The following is a 19,721-nucleotide window of genomic DNA, read 5'->3' as shown; positions in this document are numbered from 1 at the left end:
ATTCAGGGTTTAACGATCGGGTCAGGAAAAAGGGACTAGGGTCGTCTTGCCCATCAGAGGCACCCCCCCAATAACAAGGAGAGCATCCATGCTCCATTACGCGCTGATCTTTCTCGTGGTCGCCATCATCGCTGCCGTCCTCGGCTTCGGCGGCCTGGCCGGCATGGCAGCCACCATCGCCAAGGTGCTGTTCGTCGTGTTCCTGATCCTGGCCGTGGTTTCTTTCCTCAAGAAAGCCACATAAACCGCGCGGCCCGGCGGTTGGCTAGAATGGCGGCATGAAGCAGTCTTCAGCCTCCCCCCTCGATGCCCTCAAGCCGCTTGCCGGCCGCGCGCTGGAACTGGCCCTCAACCGATGGGTGGCCCTGGATCCCGACACCGCCGAGTCGCTCACGCGACTCGGCGGTCGTCGTATCGGGCTGGCGCTGGAAGCGCCGCCGGTCGCCTTGGACATTCGCGTCCACGAGGGCCAACTGCAGGTGGGTCCACCCACCGACGAGCCGGACCTGGGCATTCGCGCCACACTGTCCGGCGTGCTGTCACAGCTGCCTTTCCTGCGCGCCAGCGGCGCGCCGCCGGTGGGCAAGGTCCGCATCAATGGTGACGCCGAACTGGCGCGCACCCTTCAGCACCTCGCCCAGCGCTTCGATCCCGATTTCGACAAACCTTTCGCCGACCTGCTGGGTCCGGTGATCGGTCCGCAGGTCGCGCGCGTCCTGCGCGAGGCACTGCGCGCAGGCGGCGAGTTCGCCCGTGGCTTCAGCCGCGACGCGGTGGATTACCTCACCGAGGAATCGCGCGACCTGGTCGGCAAGGCCGAGCTCAGCGCCTTCCATGACGACGTGGACGACCTGCGTGATCGCGCCGAACGCCTGCTGGCGCGATTCGCGCGCCTCGATGCGGGGCAGGGCGCATGAGCGCGGCGGGTTTGGTGCGCGGGGGCTCGCGCGGGCTGACCGCCAGCCTGCGTGCGGTCGGCATTGCCCGCGTGCTGCTGCGGCATAGGCTGGACGACTTCCTGCGCGACACCCCGTTCCGGCGCTGGCTGTGGCTGCTCAAGCCCATCACGCCGGCGCGCGAGGCGGTCGATTTGCCGCGGGGCCAGCGGCTTCGTCATGCGCTGCAGGAGTTGGGTCCGATCTTCGTCAAGTTCGGCCAGGTCCTGTCCACGCGCCGCGACCTGCTGCCGCCGGATATCGCCGACGAATTGACCCTGCTTCAGGACCGGGTGGCCCCCTTCCCGGGCGAGCAGGCGCGGGCGCTGATCGAGGCGGCGCTGGGCCAGCCGGTGGCCGAGATCTACGCCGAGTTCGACCTGACGCCGCTGGCCTCGGCTTCGATCGCGCAGGTGCATGCCGCGCGTTTGCATGACGGCCGCGAAGTCGTGGTCAAGGTGCTGCGCCCGGATATCCGCGGCCGCATTGATGCCGATATCGACCTGCTGCGCACCCTGGCTGGCCTCGCCGATCGCCACCACCCCAATGCCGCGAAGATCCGCGCACAGGACGTGGTGTCCGAAATCGAAGCGACGCTGTACGCCGAGCTCGACCTGCAGCGCGAGGGCGCCAACGCCAGCCAGATGCGCCGCACCTGGATGGGCAGCGACGACCTGTACGTACCCGAGGTGTTCTGGGACTACAGCACCGAGACCGTGCTGACCATGGAGCGCGTGCGCGGCATTCCGTCCGACGACGTGGCGGCGCTGGACGCCGCCGGCATCGATCGCAAGGCCCTGGCGGCCAAGGGCGTGCGGGTGTTCTACACCCAGGTGTTCCGCGACAACTTCTTCCACGCCGATGCCCATGCCGGCAACATCTGGGTGGACGCGACCCGCAAGGAAAACCCTCGCTTCATCGCCATCGACTACGGCATCGTCGGCCAGCTCGATCGCCGCGACCAGTACTACCTGGCCGAGAATTTCATGGCGATCTTCCAGCGCGACTACCGCCGCATTGCCGAGCTGCACATCGAGGCCGGCTGGATGCCTTCGCACATCCGCATTGATGAGCTCGAGGCCGCCACGCGCTCGGTCTGCGAGCCCTACTTCACCCGCCCGCTGAGCGAGATATCGCTGGGCGAGGTGCTGGTGAAGCTGTTCAAGACCGCCCAGCGCTACGAGCTGACCCTGCAGCCGCAGCTGATCCTGCTGCAAAAGACCCTGCTCAATATCGAGGGCGTGGGCCGCCAGCTCGACCCCAAGCTCGACATCTGGGCCGAGGCCCGGCCGGTGCTGGAGAAGATCCTGCGCGAGCGCTACAGCCCGGCGACACTGGGCGCCGAGTTCCGCAAGCGCCTGCCCGAACTGATCACCCACGCCCCCGACATGCCCCGGCTGATCCACAGCTTCCTGGCCCAGCAGGTGCGCGGCCAGCACAGCATCCACATGCGCAGCGAAGACCTGGCCGAGCTGGCGCGGATATCGCGCGCCGGCCAGCGGCAGACGGTCTACGCCATCCTTGGCACCGGCCTGATGGTGGTGGCCGCCGTGCTGGTGGGGCTGGAAGCCGGCGGCCCGCGTCTGCTGGGCATCCCGGCCGCGGCCGGCATCGCCAGCCTGGGCGCGTTCGGCGCGTTCCTGGCCGCCTGGCCGCGGCGCTAGCGTCGTCGTGACGCTCGCGCTACCCGTGATCTACGCCGACGAGCAGTTGGCGGTAGTCAACAAGCCCGCCGGCCTGATGGTGCACGACAGCGCCCTGGCCCGCGGCGAAACTGACTTCGCCGCCGACCGCCTGCGCGAACAGTTTGGCCGCCCCGTATTCCTGGTCCATCGCCTCGACCGCGCCACCAGCGGCTGCCTGCTGCTGGCCTTCGATCGCGACAGCGCCTCGACGCTGGGCAAGGCGCTGATGTCGCAGGCCTTCGAGAAGCGCTATCTGGCGGTCTGCCGCGGCTGGCCCGATCCGAGCGAGGGCACGATTGATCATCCGCTCGACGGCGGCCCCGGCAAGCCGCAGAAAAAGCCGGCGGTCACCGACTACACCTGCCTGGCCACCGCCGAGCTGGACCTGCCCAGTGCCCAGCATCCGACTTCGCGTTACGCCTTGCTGCGCTGCACGCCGCGCACCGGCCGGTTCCGCCAGATCCGGCGTCACCTCAAGCACATCCATCATCACTTGGTCGGAGACTCCAGCCATGGCGATGGTCGCCACAACCAGGCTTTTCGCATGATGGGCATCCATCGCATGCTTCTTCATGCCCACCAGCTGTCCTTCCCACACCCGTTTGACGGCCGCCGCCTGTCGGTGACTGCGCCGGGCGACGAGGGCTGGAACCAGGCCATGGCCCGGCTCGGCTGGACCTCCTTCACCGCGCCGGCATGACTTGCGGCCGATGCTTTAGCCAATGACAGGCGTCAATCTTGGCGCCGCTTACCCCTCCCCCTGACAGGCCAGCCGGCCGGAGTACTGATGAAACTCGCTCGCCCCCTCCTGATTTCGCTCGCCCTGGGCCTTGTCGCCGTGCCTGCCTTTGCCAAGGATGAAGCACCGCGACAGGAGGTCGTTGAAGGTGAACGCGACCGCGTCATCATGTCCTCCGAGGCCTTCCTGAGCGGTCACCCGGACCTGCGCAACCGTCTGGCCGCGCTGTGGCACTACCGCCAGGGCAATTACGAAGAGGCCTTCGTGCGCTTCCGCCGCGCCTCGCGCTACGCCGACAAGCCGTCGCAGGGCATGGTGGCCGAGATGCTGTGGAAGGGTGAGGGCGTGGCCATGGATCGTCCGGCCGCCTATATCTGGATGGACATCGCCGCCGAGCGTGGCTATCGCTCCATGGTGGTGCATCGCGAGCGCTACTGGGCCGACCTGAGCGAGGACGAGCGGGCGAAGGCGCTGACGATCGGCGACGACCTGTTCCTGGCCTATGCCGACAAGTACGCCAAGCCGCGCCTGGAGCGCGAGATGAAGTTCCGTCGCCGCAACACCACCGGCAGCCGCACTGGCTTCACCGGCAATACCCGGATCGAAATCCCGACGCCGGACGGCCCGCGGGTGATCAACGCCAGCACCTTCTACGACGAGAAGTTCTGGGAGCCGGAGAAGTACTGGAGCCTGCAGGACAGCGACTGGACCACCGAGGGCAAGGGCACGGTCGAGATCGGTTCGATGCAGACGATGGGCGAGCTGGCCCCGCCTACGCCCGAGCCCGAGCCGATGCCCGAAAACGAGTGATGACGGCGCGGTGCCCGCCCCCTTGGTAATGGGTGGGCAGCCGCGGCGATAATGGCGGTCCGCACGTTCCGGACCGCTGCCTTGGCCAAGCTCTACTTCTACTACTCGGCGATGAACGCCGGTAAGACCACGACGCTGCTGCAGAGCGCGCACAACTATCACGAGCGCGGCATGCGCACGCTGATACTGACGCCGCGTCTCGATGACCGTTTCGGCGAGGGCGTGGTGGCGTCCCGCATCGGGCTCAAGGCCCGCGGCACGATCTTCGGCCGCGACGACGACCTGCTGGCCTTGGTGCGCGCCGACATGGATGCACGCGGCCCACTGCATTGCGTGCTGGTGGACGAGGCCCAGTTCCTGTCCAAGCACCAGGTTTGGCAGGTGACCGAGATCGTCGACCGCCTGAACGTGCCGGTGCTGGCCTATGGCTTGCGCACTGATTTCCGCGGCGAGCTGTTTGAAGGCAGCCAGTACCTGCTTGCCTGGGCCGACAACCTGGTCGAGATCAAGACCATCTGCCACACCGGCCGCAAGGCGACCATGGTGCTGCGCGTGGACGAACAAGGCCGCGCGCTGTCCGATGGCCCGCAAGTGGAGATCGGCGGCAACGAGCGCTATGTCTCGGTCAGCCGAGGCGAGTTCAAGAAAGTGATGGCCGGCGAGGGCGTGATCGACCTGCAGCAGCCCCAGCTGCCGCTGGGTGGTGTCGAGAAATAGCGCAACCAGACCCGTGCCGGGGGCCGGTGGCGGCCGGGCATTGGCTCAGCCGACGCCGCAGCCCGCCGACAACTCCGCGATTTCAACCGCCAGCCGTTGACGCTCCGGCTGATCGAGTCCGGCTTCGTCCAGCATCTGCTGACGCAGTTCGCGGCCATCGCCGCTGCGGCCCTGGCGGCAGAGAAGACGGGCCTGCAGGGCGCCGATTCGCCAGTCCCAGGCATCGCGCTCGGTGCGACGCACCCGGGGCAGGTTGCGCATTGCCTGCAGGCCGGCGTCCGCACCCGGCACGTTGCCGCTGTCTATCAGCAGCTGCGTGCGCGCGAGCGCCACCGCCAAGTAGTCGTCGCTGCCCTTGGCCATCCCGGTGGACATCAGGCGCTGTTCGGCCGAGGCCAGCAGCGACATCGCGGCCTCGGTATTGCGGCGGGCCGTGGCCACCCGGGCCAGCAGCAGCTCGGCGCGCGCGGTCTGCAGGGGGCTGTCGGTCAGCGCCAGCTGGTGGCATTCCAGGGCCAGGAGTTCGGCGCCGTCGGGCTGGTCCAGCACCAGCTGGATCTGGGCCAGGTCGCACAGCACCGAGGAGCGTGAATCGAGATCGTTGCCCCGCCGGCGCAGCTGCAGGCTGCGTTGGAAGGCATCCTGCGCCTGCGCCACCCGACCCTGCTCCCAGGACAATCGGCCGAGCTGCTGCCAGGAAGACGCCACTTCCGGATGTTCGGGGCCGAAGCGGGCAAGCAGGCGCTCGTGCGCGGCGCGCAGCAGGCGCTCGGATTCTTCCAATTTTCCGGTATGCACCAAGAGTACGGCCAAGGGTCGCTGCACGCCGGTGCTGGCAGGGTGACCGGTGCCGAAGCGCGTGAGTGCGATCTCCAGCGCCTGGCGATACGAGGACTCGCTTTCCACCGGATCGCCGATGGCCTGGTGCAGGCCGCCTAACTCGCGCCAGATCTCGACGCCGAGCGCATTGCGGTCGCCGCCGCTCGCGCGCAGCAGCGACAGCGCCGAACGCAGCTGCAGGATGGCTTCGGCATAGCGGCCTTCGTCGGCCAGCAGACCGGCGAGATCGGCCTGGCTTTCCGCCTGCAGCGCTTTGGAGTCGGGACCTTCCCGCAGCGCCAGCGCCTGGCCGAAAAGGTCGCGCGCGACCGCGCTGCCGCCCAGGCGACGATGGCAGCGACCCAGCTGCGACAGGAATTCAGAGGCCTCGCGCGGCTGCCTTGCCGCCTGCTGCTGGCTGACCGGCAGCCAGGGCAGCAGGGCGCGCACGCAGACCTCGGGCTGGCCCAGGGCGCGCAGGCTGCGGCCGCGCATCGCCGCGGCCTCGATGCCCAGCCGCGCCGGTGCCTCACCCGCCAGCGTGCCCAGCACCTGCGACTGTCGGTCCAGCAGCTCCAGCGCCTCGCGGTCGTCGCCCAAACCCTGGCGCAGCCGCACCACCAGCCCCAACAGCTCGGCGCGAGCTTGAGGTTGGCCAAGCAGCTCCGTGTCGGCACGCCGCACGCCGGCCTCCAGCAGCGTGCGTACGTCGAGTCCGCCGCCACTGCCGGCCTGGTCGGTGTTCTCGAACAGCGCCACCACGAAGTCTTCCATCGCCTGAGCGCGTTCCGCTTCAACGATCGCACGTTGCGCCTGCCACGACACGAAACCCAGCGCCGCCAACAACAGGCCCGCCATGAACAGCGTCACCACCAGACCCAGCGAATTGCGGCCAACGAATTTTGCCGTCCGATACCCCAGGCTTTGCGGTCGCGCCAGCACCGGCTCGCCGTCCAGGTGGCGACGCAGGTCCTGGGCCAGCGCCTCCACCGAGACGTAGCGCTCCTCGGGCGTTTTCGCCAGCGCCTTGAGCAGGATGTTGTCGAGGTCCCCCGCCAGTTCGCCCGAAAGCCGGCGCGGGTAGGCAGCGCCTGCCTCGCGGGCCAGGCGCAGGGCGGCGGTCGAAGGACGCACCGGATCGCCGCTCAGGATCGCTTCTTCGAAGGCGGCGTCGGTGGCGCGGGCCGGGTCGTAGGGTTTGCGGCCAACCAGCATTTCATACAGCACCACGCCCAGCGAATACACGTCGGTCATCGTGGTGATCACGCCGTTTCGCAATTGCTCGGGTGCGGCGTAGTGCAGGGTGAACGCGCGGGTGCCCGTGCCGGTGATCTCGGCGTCGCCGTTGGCGGACTCGTCGAGCAGCTTGGCGATGCCGAAATCAAGCAGGCAGACCTCGCCGGCCGAGGTGACCATGATGTTTGAGGGCTTCAGGTCGCGGTGCACCACGAGGTTGGCATGGGCATGGCTAACGGCGGCGCACACCTGCAGGAACAGGCGCAGTCGCGCGCTGGTGCTCAGCGACAGCTGGCGGGCGTAGTCGGTGATCGCCTCGCCCTGCACGTAGTCCAGTGCGAGGTAGGGCTGGCCGTCGCTGCTGATGCCGGCGTCGAGCAGGCGCGCGATGTGGGCGTGGCCCAGGCGTGCCAGGATCTGGCGTTCGCGGGTGAAGCGGGTGCGCAGGCCGGCGTCGCCGAGTCCCGGCCGCAGCAACTTCAGCGCCACCCGGCGGTCGTAGAGGCCATCGGCGCGAAGCGCCAGCCATACCTGGCCCATGCCGCCTTCACCCAGCGGTCGTTCGAGTTGATAGGGACCGATCTTCTGCCCGGGCTGGGGCGAGAACGCCGCGGCATCCACCAGCGATTGCGAGAGGAAGTCCGGTCGTTCCTCCTCCAGCGCCATCAGGTTCCGAAGCTCTTCGCCCAGGCCGGGGTCGGCGGCGGTGACTTCATCCAGGCGGCGTGCGCGGACGCCGGGCTCGAGCTCCAGCAGTTCGTCGAGCAGGGCGGATAGCGTGGACCAGCGCTGGGTGTCCACGCGCGTCCCGGGCTCAGCCCTGCAGGGCGGCCAGGAGGAACATGCGGGCTTTCTGCCAGTCGCGACGCACGCTGCGCTCGGAGCGTTTGAGCAGCCCGGCGATCTCGGTCTCCGACAGGCCGGCGAAGTAGCGCATCTCGACCACCTGGGCCAGGCGCGGGTCGAGGTCGTGGAGCTTGTTGAGCGCCACGTCCAGGCCCAGCATGTCCTCGTCCAGGCGCATGCCGCCGCCGGCGTCTTCAGGCAGGTCGGTGACCCGGTGCAGGTCACCGCCGCGCTTCACCGCCATGCGCTGGCGGGCGTAGTCCACCACCACCGAACGCATGGCGCTGGCGGCGTAGGCGAAGAAGTGGGCACGGTCCTCGAACTCGGCTTCGGCGCGGCCGGCCAGCTTGAGGTAGGCCTCGTGCACCAGGGCGGTGGTGTCGAGCGTATGGCCATGCGGGTGGCCGCCCAACTGGCGCCGTGCCATGCCGTGCAGCTCACGGTAAAGCGTCGCCAGCACTCGATCGAGCGCTGACTTGTCGCCCCCGCGCGCGGCACTAAGCCACTGGGTGATGTCGGCTGTTTCGTTCATAGCTCCCCGGATCCCGTCTGCGCGGGACGCCGACACTATAGCGAAACCGCCGAGGATCGGCTTTCGGGCCTGAAGGCCCTCCTACATCCGCGCGGATGTAGGAGGGCCTTCAGGCCCGAAAGCTCTTCATCGCTGGCAACGCGAACACCACGCCGTTGCCCGATTCCCCATCCGTCCATCCTTGATCGGCCGCCCGCATGTCCTGCACGGCTCACCCTCGCGGCCATACACGAACAGCTCCTGTTCGAAATAGCCCGGCGCCCCGTCCGCGTTCAGAAAATCACGCAAGGTAGTGCCGCCGCGGGTGATGGCATGGGCCAGGATCGTTTTGACCGCCGAGGCCAGCCGGCCATAGCGCTCCCGGCTGACCGAGCCGGCGGCACGCCCGGGGGCGATGCCGGCCCGGAACAGGCTTTCGGCAGCATAGATGTTGCCAACGCCGACCACGATCGCCTGGTCCATCAGGAAGGCTTTGATCGGCGCCTTCCGACCGCGGCTCCGGAAATGCAGGTAGTCCCCGTCGAAGTCGTCCGACAGCGGTTCCGGGCCCAGGTGCGCCAGCAGGTCGTGGGTTTCGCCGGCCGGCTGCCAAAGCAGGCAGCCGAACCGCCGGGGATCGGTGAAGCGCAGCACCCGCCCCGAATCCAGCGCCAGGTCCACGTGGTCGTGCGTTTCCACCGGCGTATGCGCAGGCAGCACCCGCAACATCCCGGACATGCCCAAGTGCAGCAGGGCGCTGCCGGGCGCGGTATCGAGGAGCAGGTACTTGGCGCGACGACGCACCGACAGTACGGCTTGGCCGGGCAAATGGCGGGCCACCTCGGGCGGGATCGGCCAGCGCAGGTCCGGCCGGCGCAAGACCACGCCGGTGATGCGTCGGCCTTCGACGTGTGGCGCCAGGCCGCGGCGGGTGGTCTCGACTTCGGGCAATTCGGGCATGGCGGCATTGTAGGTGGCGACCGGGCCAAGACCGCGCGAATTGCCGGTTCAGGGGCGCAGGGCTAGCCTAGGCGCATGCGCCCCTTCCTATACCTTGCGTCGTCCCGCCTTGCGGCGATCTTCCTGCTGTCGGCGCTGCTGTTGCCCGGCGCGGTGACCGCGACAGCCTCTGGGCCGATGGGCTTGCTGCGCACCGCCGCCGACGGCCTCGCCGAACCCCAGGCCAAGGCCACCAACGACGCCCTGGATGCCGCTGCCGCCGCGGATCGAGAGACCGCCCTTCTGGCCGATCGCCTGGCCGCACTGCGGTCGGAGGCCGCCAATGCGCCGGCGCGAAGCCGCGAGCTGACGGCGCAGTTGGCCGTTGACCTGCAGCAATCAACGCAGGAATGGCAGACGCGCCTGCCGGCGCGCGCCGAAGTTGAAACCCTGGAAACCGCGCTGGAGCAGGAGCGACTGGTCGCCGAGCAGCTGCGCAGCCAGATCGCCACGCTGACCACCGAGATGGCCAAAAGCCTGGCCCAGCCCTCGCGCACCGGCCAGGAGCTCGCCGCAATCCAGCAGCGTCTGGACGAGCTGGCCCAGCCGCTGCTGCCGGCCGAAGGCGAGCCCGAGCCGCTGACGCGCGCGCGCAGCCTGCGCAACGACGCCGAACGCCGCAAGCTCACCGCCGACCTGGCGCTGCGCCAGGCCCAGCAGGACCTGGCCGCCACTCGCCAGCGTCTGCAGGAGCTTGAGATGCGCGCCCTTCGTCACCGTCTCGCCCTGCGCGAGCCGCGTCTGGCCCTGCTACAGGAACGCATCGCCGAGCTCGGCCGCGAAGAGCTCGAGGCTCTGGCCGCTCGCCTCGCCGAGCAGGCCCAGTCCGTCGCTGGGGAAGACGCCGCGGTGTCCGAGGCCGCGGCCTACAATCGGGCCCTGGGCGACGAAATGCTGCTTACCAACGAGGCCCTGGCGCGCCAGCGCGCCGCGCTGGTGGGCGAAGAAGAGGCACTCGCGCGCGACGTGGCCGGGCTGCAGGATGCCAAGACCCGGCTGGAGCTGGGCGGTCAAAGCGAGCAGGTGGGCACCTGGCTATGGGCCGAACTACGGCGGCTCGAGCCCGAAGCGCGCCTGAGCGAGCGCAGGGACGAAGTGCGTGGATTGCTGGGTGCGCTCCGCCTTCGGCTGATCACCCTGGGCGAACTGCAGCGCGCCCTTTCCGATATTCCCGCGACCGTGCGTGCGCTGCGTCGGGATGCGCCAGGCAGCGATGAGGACGCGCCCGCGGCCGATACGTCCGACGTCGATCCGCTGCCCGCACTGATCGCGCAGCGTCGCGACCTCGCCAGTCGCCTTGAACCCCTCATCTGGCGGCATATCGCGGCGCTGGAACAGTCCGAGCGCAGTCTCAATGCACGACTGGTCGCCAACCGCGAACTGCGCGCCACGCTGGATCGCCATCTGCTCTGGATCCGGAGCCATTCGCCGGTCGACAGCGCCTGGCTGGCGACGCTCCCCGCCGGCGGGCGCGACCTGGTGAAGCCGTCCCGCTTCGCGTCCACCTTCGCGCTGGTGCACAGTGACTTCCGCGAACGACCGTTGCGCTATCTCGGCAGCCTGCTGCTGGTGCTGGGCCTGTTCGTGCTTCACCGTCGTGCGCCGTCGCGGCTGGAGTTGCTGGCGCTGGCCGTGCGTCAGGTGCGCAAGGACCGCTATCGCCGCACCTTTGAAAGCTTGGCCTGGACCATTGCCGGCGCACTGCCGTGGGCGGCCGCCTTGTTCCTGGTCGGCGGCCTGCTGCAGGGCGTGGGCGAGGCCGGCAAGTACAGCGACTCGCTCGGACTGGCCTGTCAGGCGCTGGCGCTGCCCCTGTTCAGTCTGTTTTTCCTGAAGTGGATGGTGCGCGAGCGTGGCCTCGCGCACGCGCACTTCCGATGGACCAAGACCCGCCGCGACGCACTGGCGGCCTGGCTGCCCTGGACGATCGCGGTGCTGCTGCCGCTGTATTTCGTCGTGGCGCTGTCGTTTATCCGCAACCAGGAACTCGCGATCTCGGTGCCGGGACGAATTGCGATCGTCTTCGCTAGCCTGTACTCGGCCTGGGTGCTTTGGGACCTGCTGCAGCCGGCCCGTATCTGGCATGTGCGCGGACACGACCCGGAACCGTCGGCGACGCGACGTACGCTGCGGGTCGTAATGCCGGCTGCTCTGGTCGTGATTGCGCTGCTGGCCATCGACGGCTACGTGTATTCGTCGGCGATCGTGCTCGCCGCGCTGTTCGGCAGCATCGGCATGGCGATCATGGTGGCGGTATTGCACGGGCTGCTGTCGCGCTGGTTCCTGCTCGGAGAGCGCCGGCTGGCCCTGCATCGCCAGGACCAGAAGCGTGCCGCTGCGGCCCAGGTGGAAGCCGAGGGTGGCGTGGACGCCGGCGCGGGCGGCGAGGCCGTGCCTGCCGACGTGGAGCAGGAGATTCCGCTGGAAACGGTCAACGCGCAGAGCCGACGGCTGCTGCGCGCGTTCCGCCTTACGCTGATGGTGGTCGGCCTGGTCTGGGTGTGGGCAGACGTGTTGCCGGCGTTCGCACGCTTTGACGAAATTGCCCTGTGGCACGTCAACGACACCGCGGAGGATGGCGGCACGGTGAAAGTCGCCGTGACCCTGGTGGCCGTGCTGCTGGGCCTGCTGGCCCTGGCCCTGACGGCCGTGGCGGCGCGCAACCTGCCGGGCCTGCTGGAAATCGGCATGCGTTCGCGCCCCAACATTGACGCCGCCTCGCGCTACGCGATCACCAGCGTGTCGCGCTACGTGATCGTGGTGGTGGGTGTGGTGACCGGCCTGGGCCTGCTGGGCCTGCACTGGGGTCAGCTGCAGTGGATGGCGGCGGCGCTTACGGTGGGCCTGGGCTTTGGCCTGCAGGAAATCTTCGCCAACTTCGTGTCGGGCTTGATCCTGCTTTTCGAGCGGCCGTTCCGGGTGGGCGACGTGATCACGGTGAACAACCTCGACGGCACCGTAACCAGAATCCGCACCCGCGCCACGACCATCCTGGACTTCGACAACAAGGAAATCGTGGTCCCGAACAAGACCTTCATTACCGGCCAGTTGGTGAACTGGACCCTGAGCGACGAAACCACCCGCATCACCATGAAGGTGGGCGTGGACTACGGCACCGACCCGGTCCTGGTGCACCGGCTGCTGCTTCAGGCCGCGAACGAAAGCCCCCGCGTGCTGCAGGACTGGCCGCCGCGCAGCTGGCTGCTGGAGTTTGGCGCCAGCACGCTGGACTTCGAACTGCGGGTTTTCGTGGGCGCGATGACCGACCGCCTGGCGGTACGAAACGAGATCAACATGCGCCTGATCGAACTCTTCCACGAGAACGACATCGCCTTCGCCTACCCGCAGATGGATATCCACGTCCGCGACCTGCCCGAACCCAGGGCGCCCGTGCCGGGCACCGGCCGCAGCCCCGGCGGCGGGCCTCTGGACCCTCGCGGCGCTCCGGACGCGTAGCGGGGGTGCGGGGTCGCTGCGCTTGGCGCCCTCACACCGAGACGTCATCGCAGCGCCGCCCCTACCACCGCTGGGGAGAAGAAACTCTCCAGGCTTCTCTGCGACAATGCGTGCCTCGCTGCAGCAAGCGCCAAGTCTTCCAAGAACCATGACCCAGACCCCCGAATCCGGCGCCCCCGAGGCCGACCTGCTGGTGCGCCTGCGCGCCGCCGCCGAACTGTTGGAAACCGTGGCGGCCGACAAGACCGCGTTCGAGGGCCTGCCCAAGGTCGACCAGAAGCGCCTGAAAGCGGCGGTGAGCCGCTTCCACAACCCCGACCCGGTCGACCACCGCAAGCGTCGCCGCGAGCGTAAGCGTGAACAGGTGGCCCAGAAGAACCAGCAGGACGACGCCGTGCTCAACGCCACCGGCATCCGCGAGCTGCGGCGCAAGCCGGTGTTCACCACGCCGAACTATTTCCCGCCTTCCCAGGCGCCGGTGGACCAGATCACGGACGAGCCGGCGCGCGAGTCCATTGAGCTGCAGCACTGCTACGTCTGTAAGGAAAAATACCGGCGCATCCATCACTTCTACGACCAGATGTGCCCGGCCTGTGGCGAGTTCAATTTCCACAAACGCACCGAAACCGCCGACCTCTCCGGGCGCGTCGCGCTGCTTACCGGCGGCCGCGTCAAGATCGGCTACCAGGCCGGCCTGAAACTGCTGCGCGCCGGCGCTTCGCTGATCGTGACTACGCGTTTCCCGCGTGACTCCGCCGCGCGCTACGCCGAAGAGCCCGACTTCGGCGAGTGGGGCCACCGGCTCGAAGTGTTCGGTCTCGACCTGCGCCACACGCCCAGCGTGGAGGCTTTCTGCCAGCAGCTGGTGGAAACGCGCGAGCGCCTGGACTTCATCGTCAACAACGCCTGCCAGACCGTGCGCCGCCCGCCGGAGTTCTATGCGCACATGATGGCCGGTGAAACCGCCGCCCACGGCGACATGCCCGAACACGTGCGCAAGCTGCTGGGCAGCTACGAGGGCGTGCGCGCCGGCGACATCCTGCCCGCGGGGCAGACGCTGGTGAGCGGACTGGCTGCGCCCGGCATCACCCGCGCCGCCGAGCTGTCGCAGGTGCCGCTGCTGGCCGAGGAACTCCTGGGCCAGAAGCACCTGTTCCCCGACGGCCGCCTCGACCAGGACCTGCAGCAGGTGGACCTGCGCGGGCGAAATTCCTGGCGCCTGCTGCTGCACGAAGTGCCCGCCGTGGAGTTGCTTGAAGTACAGCTGGTGAACGCCGTCGCGCCCTTCATCATCAACGCGCGCCTGAAGCCGCTGATGCTGCGCACGCCCGAGCGCGACAAGCACATCGTCAACGTCTCGGCGATGGAGGGGCAGTTCTACCGCAACTTCAAGACCACCCGGCACCCGCACACCAATATGGCCAAGGCCGCGCTGAACATGATGACGCGCACCTCGGCCGCCGATTACCACGGCGACGGCATCCATATGAACGCCGTGGACACCGGCTGGATCACCGACGAAGACCCGGTCGAGATCGCGGCGCGCAAGACCAAGGAAGAGCGCTTCCACCCGCCGCTGGACATCGTCGATGGCGCCGCGCGCATCGTTGATCCGATCATCGACGGCTTCAACACCGGGCAGCACGCCTGGGGCCAGTTCCTGAAGGACTACCGCCCCACCGACTGGTAACCCCTGTGGGAGGGACTTCAGTCCCGATTCTTTTCGACCAAGGGCATCGGGACTGAAGTCCCTGCCACAAACAGCGGTAGTCTGGGGGAACAGGTCGTACCGCACAAGGAAGCCCCATGTCCGAACGCATCGTCCCGATCCCCGCCGATTTCGAGGCCGCCGCCGCGCTCAAACGCGCCGATTACGAGCGCCTGTATGCCGAGTCGGTGCGCGATCCCGAAGCATTCTGGAGCCAGGTTGGGCGACGCCTGAACTGGTCCCGGCCCTACACCCGGGCCAAGGACACCAGCTTCGCGCTCAAGGACTTTCACGTCCGCTGGTACGCCGACGGCCAGCTCAACGTCAGCGTCAACTGCCTGGACCGGCACCTGGCCGAGCGCGGTGACAAGACCGCGATCATCTGGGAAGCCGATGATCCGAACACGCCTGCGCGCCGCATCAGCTACCGCGAGCTGCACGCCGATGTTTGCCGACTGGCCAATGCGCTGAGCGCGCTGGGTGTCGTCAAGGGCGACCGCGTCACGCTCTACCTGCCGATGATCCCCGAGGCGGCGGTGGCCATGCTGGCCTGCGCCCGCATCGGCGCCATCCATTCGGTGGTGTTCGGCGGCTTCTCGGCGGACTCGATCGCCAATCGCATCGCCGACTGCGGCAGCAAGCTGGTGATCACCGCCGACGAAGGCCTGCGCGGCGGCAAGTCCGTGCCGCTGAAGGCCAACGTGGACGAGGCGCTGCGCAAGCCGGGCACCAACACCGTTGAAACCGTGCTGGTGGTGCGCCACACCGGCGGCGGCGTGCCCATGCAGATGCCGCGCGACCGCTGGTACGACGCCGTGGTGGATTCGCAGCCGGCCACCCACGACGCGCCGCCGATGGACGCCGAAGATCCGCTTTTCATCCTTTACACCTCCGGCAGCACCGGAAAGCCCAAGGGCGTTCTGCACAGCACCGGCGGCTACCTCACCTGGGCCAGTTACACCCACGAATGCGTTTTCGACCTAAAGCCTGACGACGTGTTCTGGTGCACGGCCGACATAGGCTGGGTCACCGGCCACACGTATGTGGTCTACGGGCCGCTGGCCAACGGCGCCACCACGGTGATGTTCGAAGGCGTGCCCAGCCATCCCGATACCGGGCGCTTCTGGGAGGCGGTGGACAAGCATCAGGTCACCATCTTCTACACCGCGCCCACCGCGATCCGTGCGCTGATGCGCGAGGGCGACGAGCCGGTCAAGCGCAGCTCGCGGCAGTCCCTGCGTTTGCTGGGCACCGTGGGCGAGCCGATCAATCCCGAGGCCTGGGACTGGTACCACCGCGTGGTCGGCGACAGCCGCTGCCCGATCGTGGACACCTGGTGGCAGACCGAAACCGGCGGCATCCTGATCTCACCGCTGCCCGGCGCCATCGCGACCAAGCCGGGCTCGGCCACGCTGCCCTTCTTCGGCGTGCAGCCGGCGCTGGTGGATGCCGAGGGCAAGGTGCTCGAGGGCGCCACCGAGGGCAACCTGGTGCTGCTCGACTCCTGGCCGGGCCAGATGCGTACCGTCTATGGCGACCACGCGCGCTACATCGACACCTACTTCAAGACCTATCCCGGCACCTACTTCACCGGCGATGGCTGCCGCCGGGACGAGGACGGCTACTACTGGATCACCGGTCGCGTGGACGATGTCATCAACGTGTCTGGCCACCGGATGGGCACCGCCGAGGTCGAGAGTGCGCTGGTCGCCCATCCGGCCGTTGCCGAGGCCGCCGTGGTCGGCGCACCGCACGACATCAAAGGCCAGGGAATCTATGCCTACGTCACGCTCAGGGCCGGCATCGAGCCCACGGACGCGCTGCGCAAGGAGCTGGTGGCGCACGTACGCAAGGAAATAGGCCCGATCGCCGCGCCCGACTGGCTGCAGTGGGCGCCGGGCCTGCCCAAGACCCGCAGCGGCAAGATCATGCGTCGCATCCTGCGCAAGATCGCCGAGGCCGGCCCCGAGGGCGTGGACCGCAGCGGGCTCGGCGACACCTCGACGCTGGCCGATCCGGGCGTGGTGGACAGCCTGGTAGACCAGCGTCCGCCGCGCTGAGGCCGGTTTCGCGACGCTCCCCGTGGACACCCGCGGCCGACGCGGCGAAAATCAACCCATGCCTGTCACCTGCCACGCCGAACGTTCCCTGCCTTGCCGGCCCGAAGTGGCCTTCGCCCTGGCCACCGACCCGGATCGCTTCCCGACCTTTTTCACCGGGTTTGGGCCGATCCCGGCGGTGCGCGGCATCCGCCTGCATTCGCCGCTGGCGGTGGGCAGCCAGCGCCGCGTCCATAATTCCGACGGCACGGTGCTCAGCGAGCGCGTTATTGCCCACGACCCGCCGGTGCGCCACGCCTACACGCTCAGCGGGTTCCGCCCGCCCTTCGCCTGGCTGGTCACGCAGGGCGAAGCGAACTGGACATTCACCGGCCACGAATTCGGTTCCCGCGTGCGCTGGGATTATGAGTTCGGACTCAAACGCCAGTGGCTGTGGCCGGTTGCCGCGCTGGTGTTGAAGCTGTTCATGGCGCGCGCGATGCATCGTTGCCTGAAGAACATGTCGCGGGCCCTCACGTCCTCCGACCCGGCCCCCGGCAAGCCCTGATGGGCGAATGGATTCTGCTGGCGATGGCACCCGTGTTCCTGGGCTTTATCGGCTGGGAGGCTTGGTACTGGCACCGCCGCGGGGAGCCGCACTACAGCCTGCGCGACACGCTATCGAACGCGGTGCTGGCGCTGATGCACCAGGCCACCGATGCCCTGGCCTGGCTGGCGGTCATCGGACTGTACTGGTGGGTCTACCAGTACCGTCTGTTCGACTTGCCCGCGACCTGGTGGACGATCGCGGGCCTGTTCGTCGCCCAGGATTTCTTCTACTACTTCTTCCATCGCGCCCACCATCGCGTCCGCTGGATGTGGTCCTCGCACGTGGTGCACCACTCCTCCGAGCGGCTGAATCTGTCCACCGCCTTCCGGCAAAGCCTGACCTACCCGGTGTCGGGGATGTGGGTGTTCTGGCTGCCGCTGGCTTTCCTCGGGTTCTCGCCGCCGCACATCATCCTTGTCGTGGCGATAAATCTGGGCTTTCAGTTCTTCGTGCACACGCAAGCGGTGGGCAAGCTGGGCTGGCTGGAGAAGGTGTTCAACACGCCCTCGCACCACCGCGTGCACCACGCGCGCAACCCCAAGTACATCGACCGCAACTACGCCGGCGTGCTGATCATTTGGGACAAGCTGTTCGGGAGTTTCGTCGAGGAAGACCCGGCGGTGCCCTGCGAGTACGGCATCGTCAAGCCGGTGCGCACGCACAACCCGCTCACGCTTACTTTCCACGAGTGGCGCGACATGCTGCGTGACGCGGTCCGGCCGCAGTCGCTGCGCTCGCGCCTGGGGCAACTGTTCGGGCCCCCGGAGCGGGCGCATTCGCAGCGGCTGCCCGAGCCAGCGGCGGCATCGGAGCAGACGCCCGCGAGCGCTCGGCCGGTCAGCCGCTGACTGCGTCTGCCATCTCAGACCTGCTGCGTCGGGGCACCTGGCCGCTGCCAGCGCCCTGATGGCTGGGTTGTGGCGCGGCAGGACCTCCGTCAGTATCGGATCATGACTCTGCGCGCACGCCTGTCCCCATGCCGGTGAGACGCCGCCGCCACGGCTGGCGCTGGCTGGGCGTGGCGCTCGCCACGCTGGTGCTGGTGCTGCTGTCGTTCAACTTTACCCGCGGCGAGAAGCAGCTCGAGCGCGAGCTGGTGCACCGGCATGACATCGACTCGGCCCAGTTCCGGCGTGAGGTGGGCGTGCTTCTCGGGCCGGGCATCGCTGCCGGCAACCAGGTGCAGGCGCTCGACAACGGGCAAGAGATCTTCCCGGCCATGCTGGCCGACATTCGCGCGGCGCGGCGCAGCATCACCTTCGAGACCTACATTTATTGGTCGGGCGAAATCGGCAAGGCGTTCTCGGACGCGCTGTCCGAGCGCGCCCGGGCCGGCGTCGAGGTGAGCGTGGTGATCGACTGGGTCGGCGCCATGAAGATGGAAGAGTCCCTGGTCACGTCCATGCGTGGCGCCGGCATCAAGCTTGAACTGTATCGCCCGTTGCACTGGTACAACCTCTCGCGCGTGAACAAGCGCACGCACCGCAAGCTGCTGGTGGTGGACGGCCGTATCGGCTACACCGGCGGCGTCGGCATCGCCGACCAGTGGGAGGGCAACGCCGAGGACCCCGAGCACTGGCGCGACATGCATTTCCGCGTGGAGGGCCCGGTGGTGGCGCAGCTGCAGGCGGCTTTCATCGACAACTGGATCAAGAGCACGGGCCGGGTTCTGAACGGCGACGCCTATTTCCCAGCGCTGGCCGAGGCCGGCGGCATGGATGCCCAGCTGTTTATCAGCTCGCCCGAGGGCGGCGGCGAAAGCATGCACCTGATGTACTTGATGGCGATCTCATCGGCGCAGTCTTCGCTGGATATCCACGCGTCCTATTTCGTGCCGGACGAACTGACGATGCGAGCGCTGAAGATGGCGCTCAAGCGCGGCGTGCGGGTGCGCGTGCTGGTGCCCGGCGAACATATTGATTCCGAATTGGTACGCGCGGCTTCGCGGGCGCTGTGGGGCGAGCTGCTCGAGGCCGGTATCGAAATCCACGTCTACCAGCCGACGATGATGCACGTGAAGTCGCTGATCGCCGACGGCTATCTGGTCTCGGTCGGCTCCACCAACTTCGACGTGCGCAGCTTCCAGCTCAACGACGAGGCCAGCCTCAACGTCTACGATCGCGACTTCGCCGCCCTGATGACCGCAACCTTCGAGCGCGACCTGCGCCAGGCCAAGCCTTACACGCTGGATGAATGGAAGGCGCGGCCCTGGACCGAGCGCCTGCATGAAACGGTGGTGCTGCCGTTCAAGTCGCAGTTGTAAAGGCAGGCTTGGCCCTGTCGTGTTTGGCTTCGTGGCAACGGCCAAAAAAAACCCGCCACGCGGGCGGGTTTTCCTGATCTTGTAGGAGGGCCTTCAGGCCCGAAGCGCTTCGCTTTGGATGTGGATCCAGGTCAAGGGCTTCGGGCCTGAAGGCCCTCCTACAGGTAATCCGCCGGGCGGATTACTTGATCTTGCCTTCCTTGTACATCACGTGCTTGCGAACGACGGGATCGTACTTCTTGATCTCCATCTTGTTCGGGGTGGTCTTCTTGTTCTTGTCGGTCGTGTAGAAATGACCGGTGCCGGCAGAAGACGTCAGGCGAATCTTGTCGCGCTTGGATGCCATGG

General features: G+C 67.9%; 16 protein-coding genes. 12 read left to right on the top strand and 4 right to left on the bottom strand.

The window, feature by feature from the left end; translation table 11 throughout:
• The first annotated feature begins 88 nt into the window (after positions 1 to 88).
• The 6 genes from ACYVGY_RS08380 to ACYVGY_RS08355 all read left to right on the top strand — a co-directional run bounded on the left by ACYVGY_RS08380 (position 89) and on the right by ACYVGY_RS08355 (position 4,886).
• Entirely contained in the window at positions 89 to 244 is a 156-nt protein-coding gene (locus ACYVGY_RS08380) for a DUF1328 domain-containing protein (RefSeq protein WP_034212741.1), read from the top strand.
• Between the two features lie 34 nt (positions 245 to 278).
• Positions 279 to 917, top strand: a complete 639-nt coding sequence (locus tag ACYVGY_RS08375; protein WP_460457032.1) for a ubiquinone biosynthesis accessory factor UbiJ — start codon at positions 279 to 281, stop codon at positions 915 to 917.
• Between the two features lie 35 nt (positions 918 to 952).
• Positions 953 to 2,599 carry a ubiquinone biosynthesis regulatory protein kinase UbiB gene (ubiB, locus tag ACYVGY_RS08370; protein ID WP_460457292.1) on the top strand — a complete coding sequence of 549 codons (1,647 nt, stop codon included), beginning with the start codon at positions 953 to 955 and terminating at the stop codon, positions 2,597 to 2,599.
• 7 nt (positions 2,600 to 2,606) lie between these two features.
• Complete coding sequence (locus ACYVGY_RS08365; protein WP_460457031.1) at positions 2,607 to 3,320, top strand: pseudouridine synthase; 714 nt, start codon at positions 2,607 to 2,609, stop codon at positions 3,318 to 3,320.
• Positions 3,321 to 3,407: 87 nt separating this feature from the next.
• Positions 3,408 to 4,169, top strand: coding sequence for a hypothetical protein (locus ACYVGY_RS08360; RefSeq protein WP_460457030.1), 762 nt, complete (start codon positions 3,408 to 3,410; stop codon positions 4,167 to 4,169).
• A gap of 81 nt (positions 4,170 to 4,250) precedes the next feature.
• A complete protein-coding gene (locus ACYVGY_RS08355; protein ID WP_460457029.1) occupies positions 4,251 to 4,886 on the top strand; it encodes a thymidine kinase in 636 nt (211 codons plus the stop codon).
• A 45-nt stretch (positions 4,887 to 4,931) separates the two neighbouring features.
• Here the strand turns inward: ACYVGY_RS08355 and ACYVGY_RS08350 are convergent, their stop codons facing one another.
• From ACYVGY_RS08350 to mutM, 3 genes are all read right to left on the bottom strand, one after another.
• Positions 4,932 to 7,742, bottom strand: a complete 2,811-nt coding sequence (locus ACYVGY_RS08350; protein ID WP_460457028.1) for a protein kinase domain-containing protein — start codon at positions 7,740 to 7,742, stop codon at positions 4,932 to 4,934.
• Between the two features lie 13 nt (positions 7,743 to 7,755).
• Positions 7,756 to 8,319 carry an ECF-type sigma factor gene (locus ACYVGY_RS08345; protein WP_460457027.1) on the bottom strand — a complete coding sequence of 188 codons (564 nt, stop codon included), beginning with the start codon at positions 8,317 to 8,319 and terminating at the stop codon, positions 7,756 to 7,758.
• A 126-nt stretch (positions 8,320 to 8,445) separates the two neighbouring features.
• Positions 8,446 to 9,258 (bottom strand): bifunctional DNA-formamidopyrimidine glycosylase/DNA-(apurinic or apyrimidinic site) lyase, encoded by an 813-nt coding sequence (gene mutM, locus ACYVGY_RS08340; protein ID WP_460457026.1) that lies wholly within the window; start codon positions 9,256 to 9,258, stop codon positions 8,446 to 8,448.
• Between the two features lie 75 nt (positions 9,259 to 9,333).
• Between mutM and ACYVGY_RS08335 the strand changes: the two genes are divergently transcribed.
• The 6 genes from ACYVGY_RS08335 to ACYVGY_RS08310 all read left to right on the top strand — a co-directional run bounded on the left by ACYVGY_RS08335 (position 9,334) and on the right by ACYVGY_RS08310 (position 19,373).
• Positions 9,334 to 12,753, top strand: a complete 3,420-nt coding sequence (locus tag ACYVGY_RS08335) for a mechanosensitive ion channel domain-containing protein (RefSeq protein ID WP_460457025.1) — start codon at positions 9,334 to 9,336, stop codon at positions 12,751 to 12,753.
• Positions 12,754 to 12,901: 148 nt separating this feature from the next.
• Positions 12,902 to 14,443 carry an SDR family NAD(P)-dependent oxidoreductase gene (locus ACYVGY_RS08330; RefSeq protein WP_460457024.1) on the top strand — a complete coding sequence of 514 codons (1,542 nt, stop codon included), beginning with the start codon at positions 12,902 to 12,904 and terminating at the stop codon, positions 14,441 to 14,443.
• Positions 14,444 to 14,559: 116 nt separating this feature from the next.
• The gene (acs, locus tag ACYVGY_RS08325) at positions 14,560 to 16,521 is read left to right on the top strand and encodes an acetate--CoA ligase (RefSeq protein WP_460457023.1); all 1,962 of its coding nucleotides are present in this window, start codon (positions 14,560 to 14,562) and stop codon (positions 16,519 to 16,521) included.
• A 58-nt stretch (positions 16,522 to 16,579) separates the two neighbouring features.
• Entirely contained in the window at positions 16,580 to 17,068 is a 489-nt protein-coding gene (locus ACYVGY_RS08320; protein WP_460457022.1) for an SRPBCC family protein, read from the top strand.
• Positions 17,068 to 17,958: a sterol desaturase family protein gene (locus ACYVGY_RS08315; protein WP_460457021.1), complete on the top strand. Its 891-nt coding sequence runs from the start codon at positions 17,068 to 17,070 to the stop codon at positions 17,956 to 17,958. The genes ACYVGY_RS08320 and ACYVGY_RS08315 overlap by 1 nt, the downstream gene beginning before the upstream one ends.
• 128 nt (positions 17,959 to 18,086) lie before the next feature.
• A complete protein-coding gene (locus tag ACYVGY_RS08310; protein ID WP_460457020.1) occupies positions 18,087 to 19,373 on the top strand; it encodes a phospholipase D-like domain-containing protein in 1,287 nt (428 codons plus the stop codon).
• Between the two features lie 181 nt (positions 19,374 to 19,554).
• Here the strand turns inward: ACYVGY_RS08310 and rpmG are convergent, their stop codons facing one another.
• On the bottom strand, positions 19,555 to 19,719 hold the full coding sequence (gene rpmG, locus ACYVGY_RS08305; protein WP_034224346.1) for a 50S ribosomal protein L33: 165 nt from the start codon (positions 19,717 to 19,719) through the stop codon (positions 19,555 to 19,557).
• Positions 19,720 to 19,721 lie beyond the last annotated feature (2 nt).

This window comes from Arenimonas alkanexedens (assembly GCF_054781355.1).
This window is presented reverse-complemented; position numbering and strand designations above follow the sequence as displayed.